Here is a 17,463-nt window from a genome sequence, read left to right on the forward strand (position 1 = left end):
ATCGCCACTCACGAGCCCGGCTGTGGTCACTGGACCGGGATCGCCCAGCTACCCGCCCGGCGGCAGCAGGAAGCCCGCCTCCCGGCTTTCCGCCCTCCGGGCCTCTTGCCGTTCGGGCCTGCGGCCTCCTGCGGTCCGGGCCCTCCTGCCGTCCCGGCTTCGCGGCCTCCTGCGGTCCGGGCCTGCTGCCTGCTGCCGTTCGGGCCTGCGGCCTCCTGCGGTCTGGGCCTGCTGCCTGCTGCCGTCCCGGCTTCGCGGCCTCCTGCGGTCCGGGCCTGCTGCCTGCTGCCGTCCCGGCTTCGCGGCCTCCTGCCGTCCGGGCCCGCTGCCGTCCTGCCGTCCCGGCTTCCCGGTCCCCTGCCGTCCTGCCGTCCCGGCCTCCCGCCGCGTCCGGCTCGGCGCGAAAAGCCTTGTAGGTGTCACACCAATGGGTGGTCCTGGCGAACCTCTCCCGGCGACCCGCGTCCGTCCCCCGAACGGTGGGTTGGGCGGCGCCCGGCGGGGTGGCTCGACGGCGGCCCTGTGACCAGCGCGGACGAGCCGAATCCCCTAATGCCCCTAATCGGGGGAGCGGTGAAGTCCCTAGTGGGTGCCCCGGCTAACCCGGGTGACCCCCCGATGGCGGGCATCCGGCGGAGTCCTATGTTCGGAAAAGGAGCCGGCTCTGGGGCCGGCTCGTCCGTTTCTCGGACACCCCACCCCGATCCGTTGTCACCACAGGAGAATACGAACTATGGGCCCGGTGCAGACTCTGCATGAATTCGCGCTGAACCTGCTGAACGACCCGCAGTCGCTGGCGGAGTACAAGGCCGACCCGCAGGGGGTGCTGAACGGCGCCGGTCTGGGCGAGCTGAACCCCTCGGACGTCCAGGACATCATGCCGCTGGTCATGGACAGCGCCCCGCTGCCCGCCGCTCCCGCCGTCCCGGCGGTCCCCGCGGTGCCGGGCGTCCCGGCCGTGCCGGGCTTGCCCGCCGCGCCGAGCATCCCGTCCGCTGACCTCGGCCGTGCCTTCGACCAGGTGAACGCCGCTGCCGAGCCGGTGGCGCACCAGGCGGGCGAGGGCCTCGGCGGTCTCGCCGGTGCCCTGCCGAACCTCAGCCCGGTCTTCGAGGGGGTCAGCAACGTCGCGGACGCGACCGGCCTGAACACCGTCACCCACGGTGCGCTGGGCGCGGTCTCCGGCGTGCTGGACCACGTCGCCGCGGCGACCCACTCGGTCCCGGTCGTCGGCCCGATCGTCGACGCCGCCGCGATCGACACCCAGAACACCGTCAACGCGGTGGGCGAGCACGTCTTCGACGGCAAGCTCGTCGGCTCCGCGGTGGACGCGACCACCAACCACCTCGGCGACGCGCTGACCTGGAAGGCCGTCGTGTCCGAGTCCGGCAAGCTCCCGGTCGTCGGCGGCCCGGTCAGCGGGATCGTCGAGGACGTCCGCCAGGGCGGCTCGGACCTGCTGGGCACCGTCAACGAGGCGATCGGCTCGACCCCGGTCGGCGTCCACGGCGACGACCTCCGCGCCGACCTGACCCAGGCGACCGGCGACCTGACCCAGGCGGGCGACCTGTCCGGCACGCTGGACCACGCCACCAGCGCGGTTCCGGGTCTCCCGGCCGTTCCGGCTCTCCCGGCGGTGCCGGGTGCGGGCGAACTCCCGCAGGTTCCGGGCGTCGGTGCGCTCCCGCAGGTCCCGGGTGTCGGTGCGCTCCCGCAGGTGCCGGGTGCGGGCGAGCTCCCGCAGGTTCCGGGTGTCGGCGAACTGCCGCACGCTCCGGCGCTGCCTGCCGCCCCGAACGCGGGTTCGCTGACCCACGCGATCGAGGGCGCGACCGCGCACGCGCCGGCCGTCAGCGCGGCTGCTCAGCACGTCACGAGCACCGTCCAGGACGCCGTCGAGACCGGTACCCAGCACGCGACGACCGGCGACCTGCCGGACGCCTCGCACGCCGCGCCGGTGCTCAACGAGGTTCAGAACCACCTGCACGACGTGGCGGGCGGCCTTGAGCCGCACGCGGGCAACGTGCACCTGGACAGCCTGCACCTGGGTCACTGATCCTGGCGCACTAAGGGTTTTCCCGCCGCGGGCTCGGACCGGTCACGGTCCGGGCCCGCGGTGTTTTCCGTGCCGGGCAGCAGAGACAGCACTAGTTCGCTGTCCCGGAAGAGGCCGCCGGTCGGCAGCGTCGCGGCCCACACCGCGCCGCGGGCGGTTTCGCGTGCCGGGCGGGCGATGTCCTCGTCACCGCGTTCGGGGTGCGTGGCGGTTTCTCCCGGATCGACGGCGTCGACGAGGATCGGCGTGTTCCGCAGTGCCGAGGCGAGCACGCCAGTCAGCGTGTTCTTGGCGAAGGAATGCGCCGGAGCGGCTTTCAGCGAAGGAAGCAACAGCTGCGTCGACTGCCACGGGCCGAGTACGTCAATGTCCAATGCGGACTGGACGGCGGGCAGCTCGACGTCGAGCGCGGACAGCGTGGCGAAATCGACGACGTAGCCGGCATTGTTGATCAACGCGTCGAGGCGGCCGAAGGTTTCGGCCACATAGCCGGGTGGCGGTCATGGTGGAAAGATCGAGCCGCGACGCCGTGGCGTTCGGGAGTTGCGCGGCAAGGGATTCGGCCCGAGCGGTGAGAATGACGTGGTAGTCCTGCTCGGACAGAAGCCGGGCGACGGCGAATCAGAGCGGTTTTCGACACTGCGTCGCTCGTTTCAGTGGGCGGTGTGTTTCGGGAGGAATCCGACGAGGGCCAGCGCTACGAGGCAGAGACCGGCGCAGAGGCCGAAAACCAGTTCGGCGGCAGGGATCCAGGACGGCGTGGCAGCAGGTCCGACGCGGGCGAAGAACACTGTGCCGAGTGCGGCGACGCCAATGGCTCCGGCGAATTGCTGGGCGGCGTTGAGCATTCCGGAACCGCTGCCGGCTTCTTCGGGGGTCGCGTCGCCGAGAATGAAATCGAAGAGCGGAATGAACAACAGCCCGGAACCGGCGCCGGTGACGAAGAGGGCGGGGGCGAGCTGCCAGCTAGTGCTGGCGGCACCCCAGTGCGCGATTGACCACCACAGGGCCAGCAGGCCGGCAACCGCGATGACCAGTCCTAAGCGGAGGGACGCGCGGCCGAGTTTCGCGGCGAGTGCCGCGCCGGACAGCAGGGTCGCGATCGCGGTGCCGGCGGCCCAGGGGAGAAGGGCGAACCCGGACCGCAGCGGCGTCCAGCCGAGACCGGATTGCAGCAGCAGGTTCACGACGAGCACGAATCCGCTGAGGGAGGCGTAGAACCCGCCGGTGATCAGCAGGCCGAACACGAAGCCGCGCTTGGCGAACAGGGACGGCGCGATGACCGGGTGGCTGCTGCGGCGTTCAGACCTGGCGAAGAGGACGAACGCGACCACGCCGGCGGCCATCAGCACGTACGTCCAGACGGGCCAGCCGAGTTCGCGGCCTTGGATGAGCGGGACGATGAGCAGCGCTGACGCGGCGGTGAGCAGGCCGACGCCGCGCAGGTCGAGACGGGCGCTGCGGTCCTCGCCGCTGTGCCGCGGCAGCACACGCAGGGCGAGCAGCCCGGCGAGGACGCCGAACGGGACGTTGATCAGGAAAATCGAGCGCCATTCGCTGCCGAACAGGTTCAGGTGCAGCAGCCATCCGGCGAGGATCGGTCCGGCGACGGTGGCGAGGCCCATGATCGGGCCGAACGGCATCAGGGCTTCGCGCAGCCGCTCAGGCGGGAAGACGACCTTCACCAGCGCGATGCCCTGCGGGATCATCGCCGCGCCGAACAGGCCCTGGAACACGCGGGCTCCGATCAGGAACCCGGGGCCGGGGGCGAAGCCGCAGGCCAGCGACGCGAGGGTGAAGCCGGTCATGCCGAGCAGGAACAGCCTGCGCCTGCCGAGCAGGTCGCCGAGGCGGCCGGAGGTCACGAGACCGAGCGCGAACGCCGCGGTGTAGGCCGACAGCACCCACTGCAGGGTCATCGGCCCGCCGCCGAGGTCGGCGCGGATCGAGGGGCCCGCGAGAGCCGCGACGCTGGTGTCGATGAGGTCCATCAGATCGGCGATCACGACGACCGCCAGCACGAGCCACGCCTGGACCAGCGGAAGTGGCTCGACGCGCCTTGACGAACTAAGTTCAGTAGTCACGAACTAAGTTCTAAATGACGAACTAAGTTCGTGTCAAGCTATAGTGACGACATGCCCGCTGCCCCCCGAGAGCGCCGTGCCGCCCGGCACGCGTCCGCCGGCGCCGAGGGCGCGCCGAAACCGCGGAAAGAACCCATCACGGTCGACCGGATCACCGACGCCGCACTGCAGGTCGTCGCCACCGAGGGCTACGACGCGCTGACCGTCCGCCGGGTCACCGCCGTGCTCGGCACCGGGCCGTCTTCGCTGTACGCGCACATCGTCAACAAAGAGGACCTCGACGATCTGCTCGTCGGCAGGCTCTGCGCGCAGATCGACCTGCCCGAACCGGACCCGGCGACCTGGCGGCAGCAGGTCCTGGACGTCTACGGGCAGATCCGCGACCTGTACCTCAAGTACCCCGGTGTCTCCCGCGCCGCGCTGGCGATGGTCCCGACGCATCTGGAAACGCTGCGCGTCAGCGAAGGGATTTTCGCGATCCTGCTGGCCGGCGGCATCGAACCGCAGACCGCCGCGTGGGCGCTGGATTCGCTCACGCTCTACGTCACCGCGTATGCCTGGGAGCGGTCGCTCGTCCAGCAACGGCAGCAGCACGGCGGCGAGTGGGTGCTCAGCCAGGAGGAGCTGATGGAGCGGTTCAGCGGGCTGCCGGCGGAGAAGTTCCCGCACACCCGGCGGTACGCGGCGGAGCTGACGTCCGGTGCCGGGCATGACCGGTTCGCCTTCATGGTCAACCTGATCACGCAGAATCTGGCTGGCGGGACTCCGGGGTAGCGGGGGTGGCGGGCTCGGTGCGCGTTGCGGAAGGTCCGTGAAGGGCTCAGGTTCCCTCAAGGAGTCCTTCACGGGCATCTGGAAGCTGCGCTGCTGGTGTCTTCGCGGCCGGTCTGATCCCGCGGGGTCTGGCTAGCGGGGCTCCGGGATCGCCGGGCCGCAGCAGCCGGTCATCCGGGGCAGTTCGCGGTTGACCTCGGCCAGTTCGGCGGCGACCGCGTGGCACGGTTCGCACACCGCGAGGTGTCCGGCGAGGACTCCGGCCCGGCGGGCGGGCAGGGTGCCGCGCAGCCACGCGCCCATCCGGCGGCGGACTTCCTGGCACTGCGGCAATTCCGCGTCCGGCACCTGGACTTGCAGGTACGCCTGCCGAAGTCCCTCACGGGCGCGCCGGGCGAGCACCGCGACGCCGTTCGGGGAAACGCCGAGCACCGGGGCGAGTTCCGCCGGGGTGTCGCCTTCGGCGGACATCCGCCACAACACCGTTCGCCAGCGGCCGGGCAGTGTTCGGTAGGCCGACCACACCAGACGGTCTTCGGAGCGCATGACTGCGAGTTCGTCAGCGCCGCCGTCAAGAGTTACGGGTTCCGGAACAGTCGCATACAGATCGATACGGTTTTCGTGGCGGCTCCACCGGGCGAAGAGATTTCGCATCGTGGCTACGAGATACGCCGGCGCGTTCGACTCCGGACCGCCGCCCGCCGCGACCGTGCTGAGCACGCGCGCGAAGGCTTCGGCGACCAGGTCGTCGCGTTCGGCTTGCTGGCGCACCAAACCGGCGGCGACGCGGCGCATCAGCGAGACGTGCCGCCGGAACAGTTCCCCGCCAGCCTGGCAATCTCCGGCGCGCACGGCGGCGAGGAGCTCGGCGTCGGTGCGCTCGTCCTCGTCCGCCTCGGTGACCAGCGTGCCGCCCAGTGTCGCCTCCACCGTGCACCTCCCACCGGACCGGCCCACACCTCGTCACGCGGGACTACTGAAAGTAACTGGTACAGCAGTGTACTCCATATGCCGCTGCGGACCCGGCAGCCTGCGGTGCGATTCCGCGCCGGTCGCCGCCGTCAGCCGAACGGGGAAGTCGTGGCCGTTCAAGGCATTTCGTTCGGTCGCCGACTGTCCGAAGTGGACTATTGACGGGCGGTCAGGAAAACTTTCCGGCCAATTCGGTGCAAGCGGGCGGCATCGCCGGGTGGCGGTCGGCGAAGTCCGGCCGCGGCGTGCCGGCAGGGGCGGCGGTGAGCAGGTCGAGGTAGTGCTCCCAGCCAGGACCGGCGTCCGGGATCGTGTCCGCGGAGTCCAGGTGGTGCACCAGCTGGAGTTCCGTTGCCGCGCCTCGGGACTCCAGTCGCACCTCCATGCGCCAGGCTCCGGATTCGTCGGTGGCCGAAACAGCCAGCCGGCGCGGCGGTTCGCAGGCGTCGACGCGAAGGTCCATCCAGGGCGCCTCCTCCTCGAACAGCATCTGGACGCGGGTCATCCGACCGGGTGTCCCGTCGCCCTCCCGGGGCCGAACCAGCGCGCGGTGCGTTCGGGTTCGGTGATCGCGGCCCACACGTCGTCGATCGGTGCGCGGAAGGTGCGTGGCAGAACCAGGTCGATGCTGTCGGCGAGACCGTGTGCTCTCGCGCCGGGCATGGGTTTCATGCGGTGTGTTCCTCTCCGGCGGAGGCGTCGCGACGGGTGCGGTGGACCTCAGTCTCCAGCGTGTCGAGCCGCTGCTGCCAGGCAGGCGGGGCGAGAAGCTGGGCGAGCCAGGCGGCGAGTTCGGCGAAGCCCTGCGGGTCGAGGGCGTAAAACCGTTGCCTGCCCAGGAGTTCGTCGCGCACCAGCCCGCTTTCCCGCAGTACGCGCAGATGCCGCGACACCGCGGGACGGCTGATGGCGAAACGCGCGGCGATCTCCCCGGCGGACAGGCGCTGGTGTTGCAGGAGCGCCAGGATGTCCCGCCGTACCGGGTCGGCGATCGCACTGGCGGCCAGGTCCACGGCGGAAGCGTAACCAAGCGGTTACGCGTTCGGCAACCGCTTCACGGCCAGGTCGACGCGCCGCCGCGGCGTTTGCGGACTTCTTTCCCGGTGCCGGGCGGGAAACCGTGCTTGGTGAGGCGGACCTCGGCGAGTTCGTCGGCGCTGGTGACGGTGAGGAACAGGCTCAGCAGCAGGCTGATCAGCAGCGCCGCGACGATCATCCCGGCAGGCATCGGCGTGACCAGGGCGAGGACGACGTAGCCCGCGATCAGCCAGGGCAGCGCCTCGGCGAAGATCCGGAACGCGAAGCGCAGCACCCAGGTTTTCGCGGTCGCGTCGTACAGCACCCACTCGCGGTACTCCTCGGGGAGTACTCCGCCGTAGACGTAGTGCAGCCAGCGCACCGGGCCGGGTCGCTTCATCCCCGCCGGGTACCCCGGGCTCGGGCGGGATACGCCCCGAGCTTGGCCGGGTTCCTCAGCCAGAACACGCGGTGGACGCCCTTGGCCGACGCCGACACTGTGGCTGACCACTGCCGGGGGCTGGCCGTTGACCTCGCTCCAGCGCACCTCGGCACCGGACCAGAACCAGTCGGCGAACGCGCGGACGTACTTCGCCACCGTGACCGCGCTGACCACCGGAATCCGCGTCGCGCGGACCGCGCCGCCGCCATCGGAGTAGCTGACCACGTCCTCGGCGATCAGGTTCTCCAGCGACGCCAGGTCGCCGGGGCGCGCGGCGTCCACGAACGCGGTGAGCAGCCGCCGTCCGGGCGTCCGGCGTTCCGCGGCGGGGTGTTTGCGCGCCCGGCTGACCAGCTGGCGCGCTCACCTCGGTGGTCTGCACGATGTCGGCGATCTGCGCGGGTCCGCGGAGGTGTCGACGGGTTCGGGCAGCCACGGGCCAACGTAGGTTTCGTGCCGGGCGCGCGGTGATGGCCAGCCGGGTTGTGGTGGTGGCGAGGAACGCGCCCGGGTTGCGGACGACTGAACGGTCGCACGTCTGCCAGCGCAGCCAGACGTCCTCGGCGTCGGCGACGCTGCCGAGAATCCGGTGGCCGATCCCGAACAGCCGCCGCCGGACCTGCGCGAACACCGAGGTGGCCTCGACGTTTTCCGCCATCGGCGGCGCGTTCGTTCCTGTTCCGGCAGGCATTCGCGAGCTTAGCGGGCACGGATGTCACAAAACGGCGTGCTGTCTGGTCCTGACTGGCGACGCCCGCGGCGGAACGGCGGGAACGGGCGGGTCGGCTCTCAGGTCGTGCAGTTGACCGGCGAAGGGCTGCCCGGCGTGCTGCGAGGTGCCGACGTGCTGGTGGACGTGTCGAACTCGCCGTCGTTCGCCGTCGACGATGTCATGGAGTTCTTCCAGCGTTCGACCGGGAATCTGGTGCGGGCGACGTGCGAAGCCAGGGCCGGATTCCGGGTATCCGCGGGCGAAGGCGGCGCAGGAGAAGCTGATCCAGGACCTGCGATCGTGCGCGTGGCGTCGCGGACACTTCGACGGTTGAGGGGATCGCCACTCACGAGTTACGAAAGCTGCCCGTCGTAGTCCGGGAGCTTGAAGCCCTTTTCGTAGTCCCCGCCTTCGAGGTCGGTGGACCGGTTGCCGATGTTCGCCGTGATCGTGTAGCCCTGCTCGGTCAGGTCCGCGCGGCAGCGCTGCTTGCCTTCCGCGGTGCCCTCGCCGGATTCGCGGGTGCAGATCGCGTCGATCGGATACCCCGCGTCGCTCAGCTGCGTGCGCGCTGAGGAGGAACTGGTCCGTGCCGTCACGAAGAGGACGGACACGTGGTGCTGGCCCGCCCACTGGGCGACCGCGAGCACCGGCCGGTTCGGTTCGCCGGGGTGGTATTCGGTTTCCAGCGAGGTGTTGTCGATGTCCAGCACGATCGCCAGCCCGGACCCGCCCTTGGCGACCCGGTCGGTCAGCCAGGGAACGGCCGGGTCGAGGGCTTCGCGCACGTCGGCCTGCCATTGGCCGTAGCCGGGCAACTCGGATGCCGCGGCCGGGGCGGTGGCCGGTGCGGCGATCAGCCCGGCGACGGCGAGAACAGCGGCGCAGGCGCGGTTGACGTTCATCGGCGCGTTTTCTCCTTAGCGTGGCGGAAACTGCCGTCGAGGACGCTAATCGCGCCCGGACTTCCGGTGCACCGTCGTTCGTTGGTGAAGTGCGCGGAAGCGGAGAGGAATTCGCCGTCCGTTCATCGGAAACTATCGTCCAGTTTTCTTCTGCGATTCGGGGTGCTGACAGTCAGCAGTCAGCACCCCGAATCGACGTTATCCGGCGATAGTGTCCAATTCGGCCACCGCGTCCGCGGGCAGTTCCAGATCGCCCGCCGCCACGTTCTCCCGCAGGTGCGCGACCGACGACGTGCCGGGGATCAGCAGGATGTTCGGCGACTGGTGCAGCAGCCAGGCCAGCGCGACCGCCTTCGGGCTGGCGCCGAGCCGGGCGGCGACGTTGTCCAGCGTCGCGGACTGGAGGGGGCTGAATCCGCCGAGCGGCCAGAACGGCACATAGGAAATCCCTTGGGCAGCAAGGGATTCGATCAGCTTCTCGTCCCCGCGGTGCGCGACGTTGTACCAGTTCTGCACGGTGACCACCGGTGCGATCGACTGCGCCTCGGCCACCTGCTCGGCGTCGACCACGCTCACGCCGAGTTCCTTGATCTTGCCTTGCTGGCGCAGTTCGGCGAGCGCGCCGAAGGGTTCGGCCAGCGAGCCCGGCACCGGCGAGTGCCCGTCCGGTCCGCCGCCGACGCGCAGGTTCACCACGTCGAGCGCCTCGACGCCGAGGTTGCGCAGGTTCGACTCCACCTGGTCGCGCAGCTGCTCGGGCGAACGCTCGTGGATCCAGCCGCCCTTGTCGTCGCGCACCGCGCCGACCTTGGTGACGATCCGCAGCCCGTCGTAAGGCGCGAGTGCTTCGCGGAGCAGTTCGTTCGTCACGTGCGGCCCGTAGAAATCAGCGGTGTCGATGTGGTTCACGCCCAGCTCGACGGCCGTGCGCAGGACCGCGAGTGCCTCGTCGCGGTCGTTCGGGGGCCCGAACACGCCGGGTCCGGCGAGCTGCATCGCGCCGTATCCCAGGCGGGCGACGGTGTGCCCGGCCAAGGTGAACGTCCCGCCGGGGAGGTTGTCGGTCAATGTTCCGCCCTTCTTTCCCGCCGCGCCGGTGCCGCCGCGGCTGCCGTCCATGGTGCGGCGCGCGGCGCGGCGCGGCCAGTACCCCTCGGTCCTGGGAGTGTCAGGGCCAGGCTCGCGGGACAACCACCCGATAATTTGGTATACTATTGACATAGCTTCTCGCACTGTGACCGGTGTGCGCCCGTGGGGCGGCGACCCGGCCGACCTCGTGCTCGACGGCGACCGCGTCTCCGACGTCCGGCCCGCGGGCTCGGCCCCGGTCGAGGGCGAGCGGATCGACGGTGCCGGGCTGCTCGCGCTGCCCGGGTTCGTCGACTCGCACGCGCACGTCGACAACAGCTGGTGGGGCAAGCCGTGAGTCTCCTACGGCGGCGTCGCGAGCACTGAAGGCCGCATCGCGCACGAGCGGGCCGAGCGGGACGCGCTCGGCATCCCGAGCGTCGAGATCGCCGAGACGGTGCTGCGCGAATTCCTGCGGCACGGCACCACCGCGGCGCGCAGTCACGTGGACGTCGACCTGGGGCTTGGCCTGCGCGGGATCGAGATCGTGCGGGAAGCCGCGCAGCGGCTGGGCGGCGCGGTGGAGGTCGGGATCGTGGCTTTCCCGCAGGACGGCGTGCTGCGGCGGCCGGGGGTGCGCAAGCTGCTCGACGAGGCCGCGGCGGCGGGCGCGGGCCGGATCGGCGGTCTCGACCCGGCGGGCATCGACCGCGACCCGGTCGGCCAGCTCGACGGACTGTTCGAGATCGCCGAGCGACGCGGCGTCGGCCTCGACATCCACCTGCACGACGGCGGCGAGCTGGGCGCGTTCCAGTGCGTGCTGATCGAGGACCGGACCGTGCGCACCGGGCTGCAGGGCAAGGTCACCGTGTCGCACGGCTTCGCACTGGGCGAGGTTCCCCCGGCGCGGCAGGCGGCGCTGCTCGACCGGATCACCGAGGCGGGCATCTCGCTGGCGACGGTCGCGCCGGTGCGGGTGGCTCCGCTGCCATGGCTCGAATTCATCGGCGCGCGAGGTCCCGGTCGGGCTCGGCACGGACGGGATCCGCGACCTGTGGTCCCCGTACGGCGACGGCGACATCNGGCGACATCCTGCAGATCGCGCTCGGTTTCGCCCTCCTGCACGGCTTGCGGAGGGACGAGGATCTGACGGCGGCGGTGGAGCTGGCGACGCGGCGGGCGGGCTCGTTCGTGGGCCGGGAGCGGCATGATCTGGTGCCGGGCGGACGTGGTGCTGGTGGCGGCGGAGAATGTGCCGGACGCGTTGCCGCGGGCGCCGGTGCGTTCGCTGGTGATCGCGGGCGGCCGGGTGGTCGCGAAGGACGGCGAGGTGCTCGTCTGAGGAGTTCGTCCGGTGCTCCAGCCGAACGCGGATTTTTCCGTCTCCGGAGACGAACTTCTGGTCTCGGCGCGGCGATACCTTCCCGGGATGGACAAGCTCGACGCTCTCCGCAGGCGGCTGGAGCAGGACCTTCCCGCGCTGCTGGAACACCACCGGGTCCCCGCCGCGGTGATCGCGGTGGCGGTCGGCGAGGAGACCGCCACCGCGTCCGCCGGGGTGCTCAATCTCGGCACCGGGGTCACCGCCACGGCCGATTCGGTATTCCAAATCGGCTCGATCACCAAGGTGTGGACGGCCACCCTCGTCCTGCAGCTCGTGGACGAGGGCCTGGTCGATCTCGACGCTCCCGTCCGGCACTACCTGCCCGACCTCGAACTGGGCGACGCGGCCATCACCGTGCGCCAGTTGCTCAGCCACACCGCCGGGTTCGAGGGCGACCTCTTCACCGACACCGGCCCCGGCGACGACGCGGTGGAGAAGTTCGTCGCGACCCTCGACGGCGTCGCCCAGCTGTTCCCGCCCGGAGAGTTGTTCTCCTACAACAATGCGGGGTACGTCGTCCTCGGGCGGCTGGTGGAAGTGTTGCGCGGCAGGCATTACGAGGACTGCCTTCGCGAACACCTCGCCGTGCCGCTCAAACTCCGGCATTTCGCCCCGAACGCTCTCGACGCGATCCGGTTCCGTTCCGCGATCGGGCACCTCGAACCCGAGCCGGGCGCGGACCTCGTGCCCGCGCCGTTCTGGTCGATGCTGCGGTCCAACGGACCGGCCGGGTCGTCGCTCGCGATGTCCGCGGCGGATTTGCTCGCCTTCGCCCGCATGCACCTCGCGGGCGGTGCCGGAGTGTTGAGCGCGGAGAGCGCCGCGGCCATGCTTCAGCGGCAGGTCAGCCTTCCGCCGCTCGGCATCATGGGCGATGCCTGGGGCCTCGGCTGGGAGTTGTTCGACACTCCGGCCGGCCAGGTCTACGGCCACGACGGCAACACCATCGGACAGGCGGCGTTCCTGCGGCTGGTGCCCGAAAGCGACCTGGTGGTGGCGCTGCTGACCAACGGCGGCGGCGCGATGAGCCTGTACGCCGACCTCGTTCCCGCGCTGCTCAAGGAATTCGGGGGCGTCGAGGTGTCGCTGCCGCCCCGTCCGCCTGCCGAGCCGGAGCCCTTCGCCGCGGACCGGTATCTCGGCACTTACGTCAGCACGGTCGCCGATCTCGTGGTCTCCCAAGACGACGACGGCCGGGTCTGGCTGGAGCAACGTCCTAAAGGGACAGCCGCGGAGTTGAGCGCCGCCAGCAAATCCGAACTGGTCTTTCTCGAAGGCGACACCCTGATTCTTCGCGAAGCGCAGGGCGGAATCCACCTGCCGCTGGTCTTCCTTGGCGACGACGGCTCCGGCCGCGCGCGATACGTCCACTCGGGGAGGGCGACCCGTCGCGCCGGGTGACCGGACGGCTTCGCCCGAACCGAACGATCCGGAGGCCGTTCCCGGGCAAGGTTTTACCTCGTGGCCGCTGATCCGGGGCCGGCGCGGATCCACGCTGCCGACGGCCGCCTCCACGGCTCCGGCGTGCTGATCGGCGGCCGGTACGTCCCGACCTGCTCCCGCGCGGCCCGCGAGGAAACCGTTTTCCGGGTGGAATCGGCGGGTTCCGCGACGCTGGCCGGGCTGGTCCCGCCGCTCGCGGGCGCGCGGCGAGCTGGCGCTGCTCGAACTGGCCGCTCCGGGGCGCCACGGCACCACGCTCCGGCGAAAGGTCGAATCCGGGCGGGAAGTCCGGATCCACAGCCTTCCGCTCCGCCTCGGCTACGGCATCTGGGTACGCGCCACCACCGAAGCGACGGACAGCGAACGGGTGCCGCTCGCTCTGCTGGAGGGCCGCGCGGACCCGGACCTGTGCGGCTGTCCCCCGTTCGACCGCACCACCGGGCAGTTGCTCGGCATCGTGGTGGCCGACCACGCGGTGCGGCTGATTCCGGCGGACACCGTGCTGGGGTACTTCCCGCAGTTGCGGGAATGGGCGATCGACGATTCGGTGGTCGAGGACGGGCTCGACGAACTCCTCGTCCGCACCTGCGGGTCGCGCTGCCGAAAGCGAGGCTGCCGGACCCGTTCGACACCGTGCTGCCCGACGCGGCACTGCCGGAGCGGCACCGGTTTTGCGTGGAATGCGGCAGCCCGGTGGGCCGCGGCGAGGCCGGGCGCGCGGCGGGTTCAGCTGGATCTGCCTCGCCCGCGACGAGGCCGAGGGCGACCGGTTCGGGGTGCTCCCAACCCTGATCGGCGGACGGGACCGCGGCGGCGAACGTCGTCCGCACCCTCGCGCATGTCGAACACCCGGACCCGGAAACCGGCAGGCCCACCGGGTCTGCGGACGGTCTTCCACCGCGCCAGGAGGCTGCGCCCGGAGCACGTCGCCGCATGCGGGCACCGCCGCCCGACGCGGTCGGGTGTCTGCACGCTCACGGTCCGAATTGGACTGGCGGAGTGCCGACGTCGAGCCGGGGTGGCGGTTCCGGCGCGGGCGGTGGTGGAATCCAGCCGGGACGCATTCGGACATCTGGTACCCGGAGCCGGCGCATTTGCTGCTGTCGCTGGCCGAACTGGCCCGCTGAACGGGGCTCGGCGGTCCCGGGCGGACCGCCGAGCCCCGAAAGCGTTCAGTAGCCGTAGTGCAGCCAAACCGCCTTCGTCTCGGTGTACGCGTCCAGCGCCCACGGGCCCATCTCGCGGCCCCAGCCCGACGCCTTGTACCCGCCCCACGGAGCGGCCATGTCCGGGATCGGCGGCATGTTCACGAACACCGCGCCCGCGCGAATCCCGTCCGCATAGCGTTGCGCCGTGCGGATGTCGCGGGTCCACACGGTCGCGGCGAGGCCGTACTGCGTGTCGTTCGCGCGCGCGACCAGCTCGTCCGGATCGTCGTATGGCGTCACCGCCAGGACCGGGCCGAAGATCTCCTCGCGCATGATCGTCATCGAGTCCGTGACGCCCGCGAAGAGCGTCGGCTGGTAGAAGTAGCCGTCGCGGTCGACTTCCGCGCCGCCGGTGATCAGGTCCGCGCCTTCGGAACGGCCGGTCGCCACCAGGTTCGCGACGTGCCTGCGGTGCTTGTCCGACACGAGCGGCCCGACCTGGGTCGTCTCCTCCAGGCCGGGGCCGACCTGCAGACCCGCCAGCCCGGCGGCCATTTTCTCCACGAACTCCTGCTCGCGCTTGCGGTCGACGTAGAACCGGGTGTAGGCCGCGCAGACCTGGCCGGTGTTCAGCGTCGCGCCGGCGAGGTTGCCCGCGACGGCGGCGTCCAGGTCCGCGTCCGCGGCGATGATGCTCGGGGCCTTGCCGCCGAGTTCGAGCGTGAGCCGCTTGAGGTTGGACTCCGCGCTCGCCGCGGTGATCAGCTTCCCGACCGCGGTGGAGCCGGTGTAGGAGACGTGGTCGACGTCGTGGTGCGAGCTCAGCATCGCGCCCACCGGGCCGTCGCCGGTCACCAGGTTCACCACGCCCGGCGGGAGGCCGGCCTGCTCGGCCAGCCGCACCAGCCGGATGCTGGTCAGCGGCGTGACCTCGCTCGGCTTGATCACCACGGTGTTGCCGGTGGCGAGCGCGGGCGCGAGCTTCCACACGAGGATCATCAGCGGGAAGTTCCACGGCGTGATCAGCGCGTTCACGCCGACCGGCTCGCGGCGCGTGTAGTGCAGGGTGTCCGGGAACGAAACCGGGTTCGTGGTGCCCTGGATTTTCGTCGCCCAGCCGGCGAAATAACGCAGGTGCTCGGCCGCGCCGGTCACGCTCACCTGGCGCGAGACGCCGATCGGCTGGCCCTGGTCGCGGGTTTCCAGCGCGGCGAGTTCCTCGTGGTGCTCGTCGACGAGGTCGGCCAGGCGGAACAGCAGCTTCGCCCGCTGCACCGGCGCGAGCCCGGCCCACTCCGGCGAGGCCAGCGCGCGGCGCGCGGCGGCGACCGCGGCGTCGACGTCGGCCTGAGTCGCCGTCCCGACGTCTTCGAGAACGGTGCCGGTGGCCGGATCGCGGGTCGGGATGGGCTCCCCGCCGGCCTCGGTCCACTGACCGTCGATGAACAGGCGTGTCGCCATGGTGCTCCCTAGTCCCGATCTTCTGGTCGCATCCGAGTATCGGCGCGCGGCGGGCGGGCGGTCTTGTCCGCGAGGGCACGCCCGTTGTCGGCGCGTGAAGACAATTCCGGGCGCGGCCGGGGAACCGGTCAGGATCAGGACATGGACGTGATCGTGGTAGGTGCGGGTTCGGCGGGCTCGGTGGTGTGCCGGCGGCTGGTCGACGCGGGCGCGAAGGTGACGCTGCTGGAAGCGGGCGGACCGGACACGAACGCGGCGATCCACGACCCGTCGCGCGCGGGGGAGCTGTGGCACTCCGCCGAGGACTGGGACTACTGCACGGTGCCGCAGCCGCACGCCGGGAACCGCAGCCTGCACCTGCCGCGCGGCAAGGTGCTCGGCGGCTCGCATTCGCTCAACGCGATGATCTGGGCCCGCGGCGCGGCGGCGGACTACGACGGCTGGGAACTGCCCGGCTGGACCTGGGACGACGTGCGCCCGGTGTACGAGCGGGCCGAACGCGACCTGCTCGACCTGGAGCGGCACGATCCGCTGCAGCCGATCCAGCAGTCCATTGTGGACGCCGCGCGGGAGATCGGCCTGCCGTTCAACGACAATTACAACAGCGGCACCCTCGACGGCGTCTCCGTGCAACAGGTGACCATGGCCGGCGGACGGCGGCGCAACACCTGGCTCTGCTACGCCGAACCGGTCGCCGGTCAGATGACCGTGCACACCGGCGCGCTGGTGCATCGCGTGCTGTTCGAGGGCGACCGCTGCATCGGGGTCGTGGCGGAGATCGACGGCGAACCGGAGCCGCTGTTCGCCGACCAGGTCGTGCTCGCCGCCGGTGCGCTCGCGTCCCCGGCGATCCTGCTGCGCAGCGGAATCGGCCCGGCCGACGACGTCGCCGCGCTGGGGCTGGACGTCGTCGCGGACCTGCCGGGCGTCGGCGAGAACCTGCACGACCACCTGCTGTCGCCGGTCATCTTCGCCACCGACCGGCGTGCGGTCGCGCCGCCGCGGACCGGGCTTTCGGTGACGCAGACGCACCTGTTCTGGCGCAGCCGTCCGGGCCTGGCGGTGCCGGACACCCAGCCGATCCACTTCAGCGTGCCGATGTACGAGCCGTGGATGACCGGGCCGCCGACCGGGTTCTCGCTGATGGCGGGCATGATCACGCCGCAAAGCCGGGGAACGCTGCGGCTGCGCAGCGCGGATCCGGCCGAGATGCCGCTGATCGATCTGGCCGCGCTCGCGCACCCGGCGGACTTCGAAAGCCTGGTCGCGTCGGTGGAGCAGTGCCGGTTGATCGGCCGCGCCCCGGCGTTGGCCGGGGAATGGGGTGCGCGCGAACTGTATCCGGGACCGGCGGATGTGCGGGAGTACGTGCGGCGCACCGCGATCACGTATCACCACCAGGTGGGCACCTGCCGGATGGGGACCGACGAGCTGGCGGTGACCGATCCGACGCTGGCGGTGCGCGGGGTGTCCGGGCTGCGGGTCGCGGACGCCTCGGTGCTGCCGCGGGTGATCAGCGGGAACACGAACGCGCCTGCGGTGCTGATGGGGGAGCGGATGGCGGAGTTTCTGCTGGCCTGAGGACGTCGTGCCACGCGCGACGTCGCTGGGCGGAGCGGGCTGCTGGGCGCGTGGCCGCCGGGGCAGCGGCTGGCTGTATGAGGGGGTGTCGTGAGTGGCGGCGATGCCGGTGAGAACCGGGATCGCCACTCACGAGGCCACACCAGGCAGAGCGGCTCCTGCTGGGCACAGGCCCGGCTGCCCGGCTGCCGCCGAGTCAGCGGGGCGGTGCTGTGGCAACTGGGCGGCGGGCGGGCGCTGGCACGGCTGGTGGCGTGGGCGGCGGCTGGCTGCTGGCTTGGGGAGCGGCTGGGGGGTGGGACGGCTGGNGGCTGGCACGGCTGGTGGCGTGGGCGGCGGCTGGCTGCTGGCTTGGGGAGCGGCTGGGGGCTGGCACGGCTGGTGGCGTGGGCGGCGGCTGGCTGCTGGCTTGGGGA

Annotated in this window: 18 protein-coding genes; 8 read left to right on the forward strand and 10 right to left on the reverse strand. The window is 71.2% G+C overall.

All coding sequences use genetic code 11. The features are described from left to right. Positions 1–733: 733 nt before the first annotated feature. Entirely contained in the window at positions 734–2,056 is a 1,323-nt protein-coding gene (locus A4R44_RS15720; RefSeq protein WP_198545297.1) for an IniB N-terminal domain-containing protein, read from the forward strand. Here A4R44_RS15720 and A4R44_RS15725 read toward each other — a convergent pair. Then, positions 2,050–2,541, reverse strand: a complete 492-nt coding sequence (locus tag A4R44_RS15725) for a hypothetical protein (protein WP_067580652.1) — start codon at positions 2,539–2,541, stop codon at positions 2,050–2,052. The genes A4R44_RS15720 and A4R44_RS15725 overlap by 7 nt on opposite strands. A 168-nt stretch (positions 2,542–2,709) precedes the next feature. After that, a complete protein-coding gene (locus tag A4R44_RS15730) occupies positions 2,710–4,140 on the reverse strand; it encodes an MFS transporter (RefSeq protein WP_067580655.1) in 1,431 nt (476 codons plus the stop codon). 51 nt (positions 4,141–4,191) lie between these two features. Between A4R44_RS15730 and A4R44_RS15735 the strand changes: the two genes are divergently transcribed. Continuing rightward, on the forward strand, positions 4,192–4,914 hold the full coding sequence (locus A4R44_RS15735) for a TetR/AcrR family transcriptional regulator (RefSeq protein ID WP_067580657.1): 723 nt from the start codon (positions 4,192–4,194) through the stop codon (positions 4,912–4,914). Between the two features lie 132 nt (positions 4,915–5,046). Here the strand turns inward: A4R44_RS15735 and A4R44_RS15740 are convergent, their stop codons facing one another. The 7 genes from A4R44_RS15740 to A4R44_RS15775 all read right to left on the reverse strand — a co-directional run bounded on the left by A4R44_RS15740 (position 5,047) and on the right by A4R44_RS15775 (position 10,030). Continuing rightward, complete coding sequence (locus tag A4R44_RS15740) at positions 5,047–5,844, reverse strand: sigma-70 family RNA polymerase sigma factor (RefSeq protein WP_095213366.1); 798 nt, start codon at positions 5,842–5,844, stop codon at positions 5,047–5,049. 211 nt (positions 5,845–6,055) lie between these two features. Then, positions 6,056–6,391, reverse strand: coding sequence for an SRPBCC domain-containing protein (locus A4R44_RS15745; RefSeq protein ID WP_232791622.1), 336 nt, complete (start codon positions 6,389–6,391; stop codon positions 6,056–6,058). Continuing rightward, positions 6,388–6,558: an SRPBCC domain-containing protein gene (locus A4R44_RS50305; protein ID WP_232791623.1), complete on the reverse strand. Its 171-nt coding sequence runs from the start codon at positions 6,556–6,558 to the stop codon at positions 6,388–6,390. The genes A4R44_RS15745 and A4R44_RS50305 overlap by 4 nt, the downstream gene beginning before the upstream one ends. Beyond that, the gene (locus tag A4R44_RS15750; protein ID WP_067580659.1) at positions 6,555–6,899 is read right to left on the reverse strand and encodes a metalloregulator ArsR/SmtB family transcription factor; all 345 of its coding nucleotides are present in this window, start codon (positions 6,897–6,899) and stop codon (positions 6,555–6,557) included. Before A4R44_RS15750 ends, A4R44_RS50305 begins: the two co-directional genes overlap by 4 nt. Positions 6,900–6,940: 41 nt before the next feature. Then, positions 6,941–7,627, reverse strand: coding sequence for a DUF5313 family protein (locus A4R44_RS50310; protein ID WP_232791624.1), 687 nt, complete (start codon positions 7,625–7,627; stop codon positions 6,941–6,943). Between the two features lie 783 nt (positions 7,628–8,410). Further along, on the reverse strand, positions 8,411–8,962 hold the full coding sequence (locus tag A4R44_RS15770) for an HAD family acid phosphatase (protein ID WP_067580671.1): 552 nt from the start codon (positions 8,960–8,962) through the stop codon (positions 8,411–8,413). Positions 8,963–9,160: 198 nt separating this feature from the next. Then, positions 9,161–10,030, reverse strand: coding sequence for an oxidoreductase (locus A4R44_RS15775; protein ID WP_095213405.1), 870 nt, complete (start codon positions 10,028–10,030; stop codon positions 9,161–9,163). 166 nt (positions 10,031–10,196) lie between these two features. On the opposite strand from A4R44_RS15775, the gene A4R44_RS50320 reads away from it, so the two are divergent. From A4R44_RS50320 to A4R44_RS47930, 5 genes are all read left to right on the forward strand, one after another. Then, positions 10,197–10,388 (forward strand): hypothetical protein, encoded by a 192-nt coding sequence (locus A4R44_RS50320; RefSeq protein ID WP_202507720.1) that lies wholly within the window; start codon positions 10,197–10,199, stop codon positions 10,386–10,388. An 849-nt stretch (positions 10,389–11,237) separates the two neighbouring features. After that, the gene (locus A4R44_RS51730; protein ID WP_255366096.1) at positions 11,238–11,372 is read left to right on the forward strand and encodes a hypothetical protein; all 135 of its coding nucleotides are present in this window, start codon (positions 11,238–11,240) and stop codon (positions 11,370–11,372) included. 87 nt (positions 11,373–11,459) lie between these two features. Continuing rightward, positions 11,460–12,815, forward strand: coding sequence for a serine hydrolase (locus tag A4R44_RS15785; protein ID WP_067581257.1), 1,356 nt, complete (start codon positions 11,460–11,462; stop codon positions 12,813–12,815). A gap of 570 nt (positions 12,816–13,385) precedes the next feature. Beyond that, entirely contained in the window at positions 13,386–13,649 is a 264-nt protein-coding gene (locus A4R44_RS52350; RefSeq protein ID WP_093572898.1) for a serine/threonine protein kinase, read from the forward strand. 194 nt (positions 13,650–13,843) lie between these two features. Further along, a complete protein-coding gene (locus A4R44_RS47930) occupies positions 13,844–13,984 on the forward strand; it encodes a hypothetical protein (RefSeq protein ID WP_157904881.1) in 141 nt (46 codons plus the stop codon). A 45-nt stretch (positions 13,985–14,029) separates the two neighbouring features. On the opposite strand, the gene A4R44_RS15795 is transcribed toward A4R44_RS47930, so the two are convergent. After that, positions 14,030–15,466, reverse strand: a complete 1,437-nt coding sequence (locus tag A4R44_RS15795; RefSeq protein ID WP_067580675.1) for an aldehyde dehydrogenase — start codon at positions 15,464–15,466, stop codon at positions 14,030–14,032. Positions 15,467–15,607: 141 nt separating this feature from the next. Here A4R44_RS15795 and A4R44_RS15800 point away from each other — a divergent pair, with 141 nt between their 5' ends. After that, the gene (locus A4R44_RS15800; RefSeq protein ID WP_067580677.1) at positions 15,608–17,047 is read left to right on the forward strand and encodes a GMC family oxidoreductase; all 1,440 of its coding nucleotides are present in this window, start codon (positions 15,608–15,610) and stop codon (positions 17,045–17,047) included. Positions 17,048–17,463 lie beyond the last annotated feature (416 nt).

Origin of the sequence: Amycolatopsis sp. M39, assembly GCF_001651785.1 — a bacterium.
Classification (GTDB): domain Bacteria; phylum Actinomycetota; class Actinomycetes; order Mycobacteriales; family Pseudonocardiaceae; genus Amycolatopsis; species Amycolatopsis rubida.